Raw genomic sequence first — 13078 nt, forward strand, 5'->3', positions numbered from 1 at the left:
CCTAATTATCTAATTAGTTTATCTTTGCACTTCAATAAAATAAAAAATTATGTTCGATAATTTAAGCGATAAACTAGATAAAGCCTTTCATATACTAAAGGGACACGGAAAAATCACCGAGGTAAACGTTGCCGAAACATTAAAAGAAGTTCGTAGAGCTTTACTTGATGCCGATGTCAACTTTAAAATTGCCAAAGATTTTACCACCAAAGTAAAAGAAAAAGCAATAGGTCAGGACGTGTTAACAACATTACAACCAGGACAATTATTAGTTAAGTTAGTTAAAGATGAACTTACTGAATTAATGGGTGGTGATGTTGCCGGAATTAATTTATCGGGAAATCCGACAGTGATTTTAATGTCAGGTTTACAAGGTTCCGGAAAAACTACTTTTTCAGGAAAATTAGCAAATTATTTACTTACAAAAAAGAATAAAAAACCACTTTTGGTGGCCTGTGATATTTACCGTCCTGCAGCTATACAGCAGTTATACGTTGTTGGGGATTCTATAGGAGTTGAGGTTTATTCGGAACCTGAAAATAAAAATCCTGTTGAAATTGCTCAAAATGCAATTAAACACGCTAAAGCAAATGGATTTAATGTTGTGATTGTCGATACTGCTGGTCGTTTGGCTGTTGATGAAGTAATGATGAAAGAGATTGCTGAAGTCCATAAAGCAATTCAACCACAGGAAACTTTATTTGTTGTCGATGCAATGACAGGGCAGGATGCTGTAAATACAGCTAAAGCCTTTAATGATATCTTGAATTTTGACGGGGTTATCTTAACCAAATTAGATGGTGATACCCGAGGTGGAGCTGCGATTTCAATTAAATCGGTTGTAAATAAACCAATTAAATTTGTAGGTACAGGGGAGAAAATGGATGCAATTGATGTTTTCTATCCTATTCGTATGGCGGAACGTATCCTTGGGATGGGAGACGTTGTGTCTTTGGTAGAAAGAGCGCAGGAGCAATTTGACGAAGAAGAAGCAAGAAAAATCCAAAAGAAAATCGCAAAAAACGAATTTGGTTTTGATGATTTCTTGTCTCAAATACAACAAGTAAAGAAAATGGGTAATATGAAAGATTTGGTAGGAATGATACCAGGTGCTTCCAAAGCCATGAAAGATGTAGAAATTGAAGACGATGCTTTCAAACATATTGAAGCGATTATTCATTCGATGACTCCAAAAGAAAGAAGCAAGCCCGTTATAATTGACGTAAAAAGAAAAGCTAGAATTGCAAAGGGTTCTGGAACAAAAATTGAGCAAGTCAATCAATTGATGAAGCAGTTTGATCAAATGAGCAAGATGATGAAAATGATGCAAGGACCAGGCGGTAAAAACCTAATGAAAATGATGGGCGGAATGCCAGGTGGGATGCCAGGAATGCGATAAAAATGGTGTTCAGTATTTAGGTTTTCAGTAATCAATTTTGAACACATTATATTATATTTTAAGAGTTTTTATTTAAGTTTCCAAAACTTTAAACTTTAAACTTTAAACTTTTTAAACAAGAAGAAATGCAATTACTAGACGGGAAAAAAACATCGGAGGATATTAAACAAGAAATAGCAGCCGAAGTACAACAAATGAAAATTAATGGGGAAAAAGTACCTCATTTAGCAGCTGTAATCGTTGGTACTAATGGAGCCAGTTTAACTTATGTTGGAAGCAAAGTACGTTCTTGTGAACAAATTGGCTTTGAATCCACTTTAGTAAGTTTGCCAGAAACTATTACTGAGACCGAGTTGCTTTCAAAAATCAAAGAGCTAAATGAAGATGGTGATTTAGATGGTTATATTGTTCAATTGCCTTTGCCAAAACACATTGATGAGCAAAAAATCTTGATGGCGATTGATCCTGACAAAGATGTAGATGGTTTTCATCCGGCCAATTTTGGAAAAATGGCGTTGGATATGGAAACATTCTTGCCGGCAACTCCTTATGGAATAATGGAATTACTAGAGCGATACAAAGTGGAGACAGCTGGCAAACATACCGTAGTTATTGGACGTAGCCATATTGTGGGAAGACCGATGAGTATCTTAATGAGTCGCAAAGGGTATCCAGGAGATTCAACGGTAACGCTGACTCACAGTAGAACCAAAAATATTGAGGAGTTTACAAAAAATGCGGATATAATCATCACAGCCCTTGGTGTTCCTAATTACCTTAAAGCCGATATGGTAAAAGAAGGAGTGGTTGTAATTGACGTAGGTATTACCCGAGTCGAAGATGCTTCTCATCCCAAAGGATATGTGATTACTGGAGATGTTGATTTTGATGAAGTGAGTAAAAAAGCTTCTTTTATAACACCCGTTCCAGGTGGAGTAGGACCAATGACCATTGCAATGTTGTTAAAAAATACACTTCTGGCAAGGAAACTGAGAAGTGCAAAAAATTAATTAAGCTAAGGCCTATTCGAAAGAATAGGCTTTTTTTATTAAGGCAATTCACAAGGTATACAATTTTCAACAGATGGGTTCCTAGATTATTTACCTTAGAGGAATTAGAAAGCTTTTTTTTTGCGTAAAATTAATTTAGAATGTTTACCAAATTTTAAAGAGAATGAGCTTACAATCTCTCTTTTTATTATTGTCATTCTCGGGTTTATTATAGTTGGCCCGCTTCGATCCCTTGGGGAAACTTAAAAAAGGGGCTGCGATTGTTTTTTGTAAAAGCAATTCTTTTTGGTAAGAATTTTTGAGATAACCAAATTTACTTCAGTTAAAGAAATAGATGTTAGATTTTGGGACAGAAAAACGATGATGGCGTTTTGATTGAGGAACAAATCGCAAAAACGAAACCAAGAAAAATCCAATAATTAAGAATCTTCCTTTATTTTATCTAGGATCAAAACTTTTGATGAAAATTATTTTATAAAATTTATTGAAATTAAATCAGTTTATATTTAGAAATCTAAAAATAATGAATAACTTTGTAACTCAAAGTACTTTATTTATGAGTCAAAAACATCAAGAAGATTTATTGCATATTCGTTCCATGATGGAGCGCTCTTCAAGATTTATTTCGTTAAGTGGCCTTTCAGGAGTGTTTGCCGGCATAGTTGCTTTAGCTGGGGCAGTATATGTATATCTGCTGTTTCAACAGAATGGTATTGAATATTTTGACGGTAATCAAAAAAAGTACAGTTATGGTTTGATAATGGAATTAACTTTCATTGCTTTGTTAATTTTGATTTTAGCATTGGTATTTGGTATATTTTTCACTTTACGAAAAAGTAAAAAATTTAATTTACCCGTGTGGACTAATACTACTAAAAAGATGTTGCTCAATTTAGCGATTCCTCTATTTGTTGGAGGAGTATTTTGTGTAGCCCTTTTATACCATCAGTTATTTGCTCTGATTGCACCAACAACTTTATTGTTTTATGGCTTAGCACTTATTAATGCTGAGAAGTATACTTTTTCAGATATTAAATATTTAGGTATATGTGAAATTTTTTTAGGATGTATTTCCCTTTTTTATCTTGGATACGGACTTATTTTTTGGGCTATAGGATTTGGAATTTTGCATATTCTCTATGGTTTAATTATGTTCAAAAAATATAAATAAAAATGGGAATCATTGATACGTTAAATAAAGATTTCGAAAGTCGAGTCAGACTTGGTATCATGTCCGTTCTGATGGTAAATGACTGGATTGATTTTACCGAAATGAAATCTTTGTTGGATATTACGGATGGTAATTTAGCGAGTCATTCTTCTGCGTTAGAAAAATCCGGATATATTGAAGTGAAAAAAGAGTTTGTCGGTAAAAAGCCGAAAACTTCGTATCGAGTTACCAATATGGGAAGAAATGCTTTTGTTTCCCACATAAATAGTCTTGATAAATTAATTAAATCTAAATAGCACTTTTTTTTAACCTTATACTTTGAAATGCAAAGTACTTCTAAATTTTTTATTATGAAAAAACATCATTTAATTTTAGTTTGTAGTTTGCTTTTTACATTGCTTTTTTACAAGGAAGCAGTCGGAGTAAATCTGGCGATTTTTGGGTTGCTATTGACCATAATGATTTGCTATTTCTTTCAGGAGCAATTTACAAGTCGTTTGCATTTAGGATTAGTAATCACTTCTATCTTGTCGTGTTTTGCCTTTGCTTGGTATGGCGATTTTGCATCTTTTTTGGCTTTATCTATGTCTGTTCTTTTTTTACAATTTAAAACTCATGAAGTAAAACTTAAAATGCTACAGATTTTTCCAATTGTAGTTATCAATGGATTGGCTTCATTAGGTCGCATATTGATGTTTAGTCAATGGCTTCCAATAAGAGAAATCAAAAATGATTTCACTAAAAAAGCTATAGCCTACGTTGTTATTCCAGCTATATTTATAACCTTGTTTTTTGTGGTTTACGCTTTCGGTAGCGAACACTTTTCAGCTCTATTTATAGAGTACACTTTAGATTTGGATGTTTTGGAAGTCTCTCTAATTGCTTTGTTAGGCTTTTATATATCGTTCAGTTTCTGGAATTATTGGGTGCCAGAGATTTGTTATGATAAAAATTCAATGTTAGATAATGATTTTAGTAATCAGACAAGAATGGAGCATCAACAAACTTTTCCATTTCTTGATCTTGATTTTGAAAGAAAGAGCGGCGAAATTACGTTAGTGCTTTTAAATTGTATGATTTTAATTTTTATTGTTACCTATAATTACGAGCAGTTTTTTGAGGAACAAGTTTCAGTGTCTTTGAGCGCTGCAACTCATGAAAGAGTAAATGCAGTTATCTTTTCAATAATAATGGCGATTGGCGTGATGCTTTTCTTTTTTAAAAGTGGATTTAATTTTGACAAGAAAGCGAGTAATCTCAAATTACTATCTAAAATTTGGATAACATTGAACGGAGTATTAATTATTTGTACAACTATAAAAAACATTGAATATGTTACTGCATTTGGTTTAACCTATAAAAGATTAGGCGTTTTTGCATTCCTGTTATTAGCAATTATAGGTTTGCTAATTACTTTTTGGAAGATTTATAAACAAAAAACAAATGCTTATCTTTTCAATCAAATGATTTGGTATTTTTATGGAACAATACTTTTGTGCAGTTTTGTTAATTGGGGGAATATAGTCACCAATTACAATATTTCTGTAAATAAAGGGGTAGAGCCTATGTTTTTATCTGGATTAAATTTTAATGATGAAAGCCGTCGAGACTATTTTTTACTAAAGCAATTAGATGGACAAGAAATTGAACTTACAAGAGAGAAGGAGATTAGTAACAGGCAATCTGAAAACTTTTTATCAGAAGCTTTGTACTACGAATTTATAACTAGAAATTAAAAGCAAAAAAAAAACATTTGCATATGCATTGCACCCCAAAGTTTGGACAAATTTATAGGTGTAATGCATATGCAAATATTTTTTTCTATTCTTAATAATCTCCTCTTCCCTTAAACCTAGGATCGTCTCTTTTAATAAATTCGGTTCTTCTTTTTGGAGCTTCCGATTTGGGTAAACTCGCTTCTTCTGTTTTGCTCGAAGGTTCAATCAATTCATTTAATTCTTTAATTTCGGCATCAGTCAAATCACGGTAGCGACCTACGGGAATGTCAAGAGAAATATTGATGATTCTAATACGTTTCAAAGCGGTAACTTCATAACCCAGATATTCGCACATTCTACGAATTTGACGGTTTAAACCTTGGGTTAAGACGATTTTAAAAATGGTGGAGCTTATTTTTTCTACCTTACATTTTCGGGTAATAGTGTCCAAAATTGGTACCCCATTTCCCATTTTTTCAATAAAACGATCGGTGATGAGTTTGTTTACCGTTACGGTATATTCTTTTTCATGATTGTTTCTGGCGCGAAGAATTTTGTTAACAATATCACCATCATTGGTCATGAAAATTAATCCTTCACTGGCTTTGTCTAATCTTCCAATAGGGAAAATACGTTTGGGATAATTGATGTAATCTACAATATTATTGCGAACATCTAGGTTTGTGGTACATTCAATTCCTACAGGTTTGTTGAAAGCCAAATAAACGGGTTTTTCATTCTTCTCCCGAATTAATTTTCCGTCAATACGCACTTCGTCATCGGGTGAAACTTTTGTACCTAATTCCGGAACGATTCCATTGATGGTTACTCGACCTTCTTCAATGATTTTATCGGCTTCACGGCGGGAGCAATACCCAGTTTCTCCTATGAATTTATTGAGGCGTTTTAGATTTTCTTCCATAATGCAAAAGTAGTACTAAATTGTTTAATCGTTTGTGTAGTTATTTGTTTATTTGAAAATTAAGAAGTAAGCAAAAGTTTATGCTGATGTATAATTTTACTCCGTTTCAAATAAAAATTGGGAGACTTTTTCATATAGCTCGGCATCATGCATACTATGGCCTAAACCTTTTGTTTCTATGAAAATGGCATTTTTCCATGTACTTGCAATTTTTTCACCTTCTTCGAATAAAACTACAGTGTCATCAATATCATGGGCAATAAATCCTTTTATATTTAATTTGGAAGCAAATATTTTACCAGAAAATTGTTCCAAACTGAGTTTGAAATTATTTAAATAGTGAACTTCTAGAGCTTTATAAATTTTAGAATTCAAACTCAACAGCGCAATGTAATTGTGCAAGATTATCTTGAAATCACTAGGAGCTCCAAGAATTACCATTTTTTTAAGCAAATCATTTTGATATACCGATTGATAATACAAACAGGTTTTTCCGCCCATAGAATGACCTACAAGGTATTGAGGCTTAAATTTTTGAACAGCAATATGAATAAATTCAGCGTATTTAGGAATACTAAATTCTTTTCCGCTCGATAAGCCATGAGCCGGACCGTCGATGGCAATAATAGTACTTCCTGATTTTTTTAGATAGGGTAAGATGTTTTCCCAACGAGAAGCATTGCTTTCCCATCCATGAACCAAAAGAATAATGGTGTCATTTCCTTTCCATGTATAGGTATGAAAAGAATGATCTTCTTGATGAAACGTCTCGGATTGCGCTTCTTGAAGAATTTCAGGCAACTTACTTTTTGATAGTCTTCCCTCTCTGGGTTCGCTAAAATAGGCATACGCCAATTGCGATGCTTTTTTGGGAAATACAAAACTCAAAAAGTTAATGTATAATCCAATGGATTTAGTGAATATAAAAAATGTCAATTTCTTCATAATAAAAAAGCCTCCGATTAAGGAGGCTTAAATGTAATTAGAATTTAGAAAACAATTGTTCCATTTTCTCTTTTTCTTCGTCAGCAAGAGCACTGTCGACTAATATTCTTCCTGAATGTTCATCAGTAATAATTTTCTTTCTTGAAGCGATTTCCACTTGTGTTTGTGGTGGAATCGTAAAGAATGATCCTGCAGATGCTCCTCTTTCAATAGAAACAACAGCTAATCCGTTGCGAACGCTAGTTCTGATTCTAGTGTAAGCCTTCAATAATCTTTCTTCGATTAAAGCTTGGTATTCAGCTGATTTATCAGATAAAAAAGCTTCTTCTTTAGCAGTTTCAGACATGATAGCGTCTAATTCTGATTTTTTGTGCTTCAAATGATTCGATTTTGCTTCTAATCTTTCTTTTGAATTTGAGATTACTTCTTTCTTGTGTTCGATAGAAGCTTTCATTTCTTTAATTTGTTTTTCAGACAATTGAATTTCTAACTCTTGAAATTCAACTTCTTTAGTCAACGAATTAAATTCTCTGTTGTTGCGAACAGTTTCTTGTTGCTTCGTATATTTTTTGATAGCCTCTTTGTGCTCATCAATTGCATTCTTTTTTGCTTTGATTAGATCTTCGATAACTTCGAGTTCACTTTTCAATTTTTCTGAACGTGTGCTTAAACCTGCAACTTCATCTTCTAAATCCTCTACTTCAAGAGGAAGTTCACCCCTTACATTTCTGATTTCGTCAATTCTTGAGTCAATTAGTTGTAAATCGTAAATTGCTCTTAACTTGTCCTCAACACTTAATTCTTTCGTATTCGCCATATTCTATAAGTACTTAACTGGATTTGAATTTTCTTCTGATAAAATAACTGCAAAATTAAGGATTTTTTTCCGAAGATAGTCAACAATATAATTTTTTGTATAGCGTTCGCTTTCAAAATGTCCAATATCTGCCAATAAAAGGTTATTTTCGGCTTCATAAAACTGATGGTACTTCAAATCGGCAGTCAAAAAAGCATCTGCTCCGGCCTGAATCGCATTTTTTATAGCAAAACTTCCCGCTCCGCCAAGAACCGCGACTTTTTTTATTTCTTTTCCTATAAAGTTGGAGTGTCGAATCCCATCACTTTGCATTTTCTCTTTTGCAAAAAGCAGAAACTCTTTTTCTTTCATCGGATTTTTCAATTCACCAATCATTCCTAAGCCTATATTTTGATGTTGGTTTTGTAAGGCATAAATTTCATAAGGGACTTCTTCATAAGCATGGGTTTTGAATAATGCTTTTAGAATTTTATTTTCTAAATGTTTTTCGAAAGTGACTTCGATTTTGATTTCATTTCCTTGTACAAATTCGAATCGCTCGCCAACTTGAGGATTGCTGCGTTCATTTCCCATATAAGTTCCAATTCCTTTCGAATTAAAACTGCAATTTTCATAATTTCCAATCGTTCCCGCTCCGGCATCAAATAATGCATTTCGTACTTCTTCGGCATTTTCAGGAATCGTATACGTTACTAGTTTGCGAATATAATTTTGTTTTGGAATTAGAATTTTAGTGTTTATCAATCCCAAAGCATCACAAAATATTTTATTCACGCCTTCTTGATGATTGTCCAAAGCGGTGTGAACGGCATAAATGGCAATGTCATTTTTTATGGCTTTTATAACAGCTCGCTCCACATAGTTTCTACCCGTAATTTTTTTCAAACCCGAAAATAATATTGGATGAAAACAAACCACCAAATTGCATTTTTTTGCAATTGCTTCGTCAATTATATTTTCCAAAGCATCATGGCAAACTAACACACCTGTCGCTTCTGCTTCTTGATTTCCAACCAATAAGCCCACATTGTCAAAATCTTCCGCATAGGCGAGTGGTGCCATTTCTTCAAGTATGGCTATTATTTCTTTGATTTTACTCATCGTTTAGTTTTTAGTATTTGTGATCCGAGCCTGTAGGCGAACGGATGAAATAATCTTTGATTTCATTTTGTTTTTTTTCGGATTAACAAATTAACGAATAAACAAATCAACTTTTTTTATAAAGATAAAATATTCTACTTTCGTAAAATGAATTTACTGCGAAAAATACTCTTTCCGTTTGCTATTTTATATGGTCTGATAACGAGTATTCGGAATTTTCTTTTCGATAAAGGTATTTTAAAATCCTACTCTTTTGATTTACCCATTATAGCCGTAGGGAATCTTAGTGTTGGAGGAACCGGAAAGACGCCACAAATAGAATATTTGATTCGGTTGCTTTCTGATAAATATAAAATTGCCACGTTAAGCCGAGGATATAAAAGACAATCGGAAGGATTTATTTTGGCTGATTCCAATTCGAATGCTGCTATTCTTGGAGACGAGCCTTTTCAGTTTTTTCAAAAATTTAAAAGTATCCAAGTTGCCGTTGATGCCAATAGAAAAAACGGAATTGAACAATTGCTTACTCAAGTCATAAAACCGGAAGTTATTTTACTGGACGACGCTTTTCAACACCGAAAAGTAAAAGCAGGTTTTTATATTTTACTTACTACCTATGGAGATTTGTATTCGGATGATTTGATGCTTCCAACAGGAAATTTAAGAGAGAGTAGCAGTGGGGCAAAAAGAGCAAATGTAATTATTGTTACAAAATGTCCTTCTCCTCTCTCTCTGGACGTGCAAAAGGAGATTAAAAACAAATTAAATCTTTCCATAAATCAGGAATTGTATTTTTCTTACATTGATTATGATACGCATATTTATTCTGAAAACAGAAAAATAAAAGTAGATGAAATAAAATCACTTGATAAAGTATTAGTTGCAGGAATTGCAAAACCCGATCCTTTTTTCGCCTATTTGAAGGATACAAATGATGCCTGTTTGTCATTTCCAGACCATCATCATTTTACCGATAAAGATATTTTAGAAATTAAAAATGCAGCTCAAAACAGCATTATTATTACTACCGAAAAAGATTATGTTCGATTGACAGGCCTTTTACCAAGTGAACAACTTTTCTATCTGCCTATAAAAAGTTCTTTTATTTTAGGAAGTGAAAATTTTGATAAAACCATTTTAAATTATGTGGGAACAAGTACAAGAAACCGTTAGTTTTATTGAAAGAAAAATTGATTTTACACCAAAATATGGTGTGATTTTAGGTTCAGGATTAGGGAGCTTTACTGATGAAATGAAAGTAGAATTTACATTGCCTTATAATGAAATTCCAAATTTTCCTGTTTCAACTGTCCAAGGACATAAAGGGGCATTGGTTTTTGGAACAATAGGCGATAAAAAAGTGGTTGCCATGCAGGGGCGATTTCATTTTTACGAAGGGTATTCGATGAAAGAGGTCACTTTTCCGGTACGGGTGATGAAATATTTGGGCATTGATAAATTAATTGTTTCAAATGCTTCCGGTGGCGTAAATCCAAATTATAAAGTAGGTTCTATTGTCCTGATTACAGATCATATAAATATGACGCCGGAACATCCTTTGCGGGGTAAAAACGACGAACGCTTTGGACCTCGTTTCGTAAATATGAGTGAGCCCTATTCAAGGAAAATGATTGCTAAAGCTACTGAATTAGCAGACGAATTAAATATTGAGGTTCAAGAAGGAATCTATCTTGGTTTGCAAGGTCCTACTTTTGAAACTTTGGCTGAATATAGAATGGTAAAAATTCTTGGGGCTGATTGCGTAGGCATGTCAACTGTTCCCGAGGTGATTGTGGCTCGTCATATGGATTTAGAAACATTCGGAATTTCTGTAATTACTGATATGGGAGATGAAAAAAATATAGGAACTATTTCTCACAATGAAGTTTTAGAAGCCGCTAAAAATGCAGAACCAAAAGTAAGAAGTCTAATCAAAGAATTGATTTTGAAATATTAGTGATTGCTATACATTTTTAGTAATTACAGCATAGAATTCTTCTTACTTTCTATTAATAGAATTAAATCAATAATTCTAGACGAATACCCTATTTCATTATCATACCAGCCTACCACTTTCACCATTTTGTCAATTACTGAAGTGAGTTGTGCATCAAAAAGACAAGAGTTTCTGTTTCCAATAACATCTACAGAGACAATAGGATCTTCCGTATAATCGAGAATCCCTTTTAAGTCGGTTTGTGCTGCAATTTTAAAAGCAGCATTTATTTCGTTGATGGAAACAGCTCGCTTTACATTAAACGTAATATCCGTCAAGGAACCATCTGGTACAGGGACTCTAATACCGCATCCGCCAATTTTTCCCTGTAATTTAGTAAAAATTTTTGTTAATGCCTTTGCTGCACCAGTAGTTGTAGGGACAATTGATTGACTTGCCCCACGTGCTCTTCGTAAATCCTTATGCGGTTGATCGTGTAAACTTTGATCTGTTGTAAAGGAGTGAATAGTAGTGATGTAGGCTTGCTCAATACCGCAAAGTTCATCAATGACTTTCATCATTGGTGCCGCATTATTGGTTGTACAACTGGCGTTGGAAATTATGGTTTCAGTACCATCTAGAATATTCTCGTTTACACCCAGAACAACCGTTTTTATCGCGTCAACTTCTGAAGGTGCAGAAAGAATTACTTTCTTGGCGCCAGCCAAAATATGAGTATTTATATCTTCAAAAGTATGATACTTTCCAGTCGACTCTATTACATAATCGATGTCTAAAATTTTCCAATCAAGATTTGAAATTTTTTTTTCGTGAAAGAATAAATAATGCTTTCCATCTACGGAAAAGCCTTTTTCATCAGGACTTACTGAAAAGGGTAAAACACCATGAATACTGTCGTATTTCACTAAATGTGCCATAGTTTTTTTATCAGCAATATCATTTATGGCAACGACTTCAATAGTAGGGTGGTTTAAAAGCAAGCGAAATAAATTCCGACCAATTCTTCCAAAACCATTAATGGCAATTCTTGTTTTCAAATGTATTGTTTATTCGTTTATTTGGTTAACCGATTTACCAAATAAATTTTTTATAAAATATGTTTTTGTGCTTTGTAAGAAGAACGAACTAATGGTCCGCTTTCTACATGGCGAAACCCTAATTCCAAACCAAATTTCTCATATATTGCAAATTGATCTGGCGTTATGAATTCCTTTACTGGTAAGTGTTTTTTACTGGGTTGTAAGTATTGGCCTATCGTTACAATATCAACATTTGCCTCACGTAAATCGCGCATCGTTTGAAAAACTTCTTCCTCTTTTTCACCAAGACCAAGCATGATTCCTGACTTCGTTCTATTGATTCCTTTTTCTTTCAAGTAACGTAAAACTTCCAGACTTCGGTCATATTTAGCTTGAATACGCACCTCACGAGTCAATCTGCGAACGGTTTCTACATTATGCGAAACTACTTCAGGATTGGCTTCCACGATACGGTCAATATTTCTTTCGATACCTTGAAAATCCGGAATTAATGTTTCAAGTGTTGTGTTTGGGTTCATTCTTCGAATGGCTTTTACGGTTTCAATCCAAATAATTGATCCGCCATCTTTTAAATCATCTCTGTCAACGCTTGTAATTACAGCATGTTTGATGTTCATAATTTTAATAGAACGCGCCACTTTTTCAGGCTCATCCCAATCCACAGTTTCTGGTCTTCCGGTTTTTACACCACAAAAACCACAAGAACGGGTGCATACATTTCCTAAAATCATAAATGTTGCCGTTCCTTCACCCCAGCATTCCCCCATGTTTGGGCAACTTCCCGAAGTACAAATCGTGTTCAAACTATATTTGTCAACTAAACCGCGAAGCTCTGTATATTTTTGGCCAATTGGGAGTTTCACCTTCAACCATTTCGGTTTTCCAATTGGTAAAGTATTTTCTAAAACAGTTTCCATAAATCAATTTTCAAAGCACAAAGATAAGGAATGTAATTTATTTGTGGATTCGTTTATTTGTTTTTTTAAAGTAGAGAAATT

At 33.6% G+C, this 13078-nt stretch carries 13 protein-coding genes; 7 read left to right on the plus strand and 6 right to left on the minus strand.

Going from position 1 to position 13078, the window contains the following annotated elements; genetic code table 11:
• Nucleotides 1–49 precede the first annotated feature (49 nt).
• From ffh to ACM55G_RS06215, 5 genes are all read left to right on the plus strand, one after another.
• Nucleotides 50–1399, plus strand: a complete 1350-nt coding sequence (gene ffh, locus ACM55G_RS06195) for a signal recognition particle protein (RefSeq protein ID WP_416843027.1) — start codon at nt 50–52, stop codon at nt 1397–1399.
• A 125-nt stretch (nt 1400–1524) separates the two neighbouring features.
• Entirely contained in the window at nt 1525–2409 is an 885-nt protein-coding gene (locus ACM55G_RS06200; RefSeq protein ID WP_416843028.1) for a bifunctional 5,10-methylenetetrahydrofolate dehydrogenase/5,10-methenyltetrahydrofolate cyclohydrolase, read from the plus strand.
• Between the two features lie 556 nt (nt 2410–2965).
• Nucleotides 2966–3580, plus strand: a complete 615-nt coding sequence (locus ACM55G_RS06205) for a hypothetical protein (protein WP_416843199.1) — start codon at nt 2966–2968, stop codon at nt 3578–3580.
• 2 nt (nt 3581–3582) lie between these two features.
• Entirely contained in the window at nt 3583–3876 is a 294-nt protein-coding gene (locus ACM55G_RS06210) for a winged helix-turn-helix domain-containing protein (protein ID WP_416843029.1), read from the plus strand.
• A 54-nt stretch (nt 3877–3930) separates the two neighbouring features.
• On the plus strand, nt 3931–5316 hold the full coding sequence (locus ACM55G_RS06215; RefSeq protein ID WP_416843030.1) for a DUF4153 domain-containing protein: 1386 nt from the start codon (nt 3931–3933) through the stop codon (nt 5314–5316).
• Nucleotides 5317–5407: 91 nt separating this feature from the next.
• Here ACM55G_RS06215 and rluF read toward each other — a convergent pair whose 3' ends face one another.
• The 4 genes from rluF to ACM55G_RS06235 all read right to left on the minus strand — a co-directional run bounded on the left by rluF (nt 5408) and on the right by ACM55G_RS06235 (nt 9083).
• Nucleotides 5408–6220 carry a 23S rRNA pseudouridine(2604) synthase RluF gene (gene rluF, locus ACM55G_RS06220; protein WP_416843031.1) on the minus strand — a complete coding sequence of 271 codons (813 nt, stop codon included), beginning with the start codon at nt 6218–6220 and terminating at the stop codon, nt 5408–5410.
• Between the two features lie 96 nt (nt 6221–6316).
• Nucleotides 6317–7108, minus strand: coding sequence for an alpha/beta fold hydrolase (locus tag ACM55G_RS06225; RefSeq protein ID WP_416843032.1), 792 nt, complete (start codon nt 7106–7108; stop codon nt 6317–6319).
• 94 nt (nt 7109–7202) lie between these two features.
• Nucleotides 7203–7982: a zinc ribbon domain-containing protein gene (locus ACM55G_RS06230; RefSeq protein WP_416843033.1), complete on the minus strand. Its 780-nt coding sequence runs from the start codon at nt 7980–7982 to the stop codon at nt 7203–7205.
• A 3-nt stretch (nt 7983–7985) separates the two neighbouring features.
• A complete protein-coding gene (locus ACM55G_RS06235; protein WP_416843034.1) occupies nt 7986–9083 on the minus strand; it encodes a Nif3-like dinuclear metal center hexameric protein in 1098 nt (365 codons plus the stop codon).
• A gap of 147 nt (nt 9084–9230) precedes the next feature.
• Between ACM55G_RS06235 and lpxK the strand changes: the two genes are divergently transcribed.
• Nucleotides 9231–10256 (plus strand): tetraacyldisaccharide 4'-kinase, encoded by a 1026-nt coding sequence (gene lpxK, locus ACM55G_RS06240; protein ID WP_416843035.1) that lies wholly within the window; start codon nt 9231–9233, stop codon nt 10254–10256.
• Entirely contained in the window at nt 10228–11040 is an 813-nt protein-coding gene (locus ACM55G_RS06245) for a purine-nucleoside phosphorylase (protein WP_416843036.1), read from the plus strand. Before lpxK ends, ACM55G_RS06245 begins: the two co-directional genes overlap by 29 nt.
• A 23-nt stretch (nt 11041–11063) precedes the next feature.
• On the opposite strand, the gene gap is transcribed toward ACM55G_RS06245, so the two are convergent.
• On the minus strand, nt 11064–12077 hold the full coding sequence (gene gap, locus ACM55G_RS06250; RefSeq protein ID WP_416843037.1) for a type I glyceraldehyde-3-phosphate dehydrogenase: 1014 nt from the start codon (nt 12075–12077) through the stop codon (nt 11064–11066).
• Between the two features lie 50 nt (nt 12078–12127).
• Nucleotides 12128–12997 carry a lipoyl synthase gene (gene lipA, locus ACM55G_RS06255; RefSeq protein WP_039110082.1) on the minus strand — a complete coding sequence of 290 codons (870 nt, stop codon included), beginning with the start codon at nt 12995–12997 and terminating at the stop codon, nt 12128–12130.
• Nucleotides 12998–13078: the final 81 nt, after the last annotated feature.

Source organism: Flavobacterium algoriphilum (genome assembly GCF_048158655.1).
GTDB classification, from domain to species: Bacteria; Bacteroidota; Bacteroidia; order Flavobacteriales; family Flavobacteriaceae; genus Flavobacterium; species Flavobacterium algoriphilum.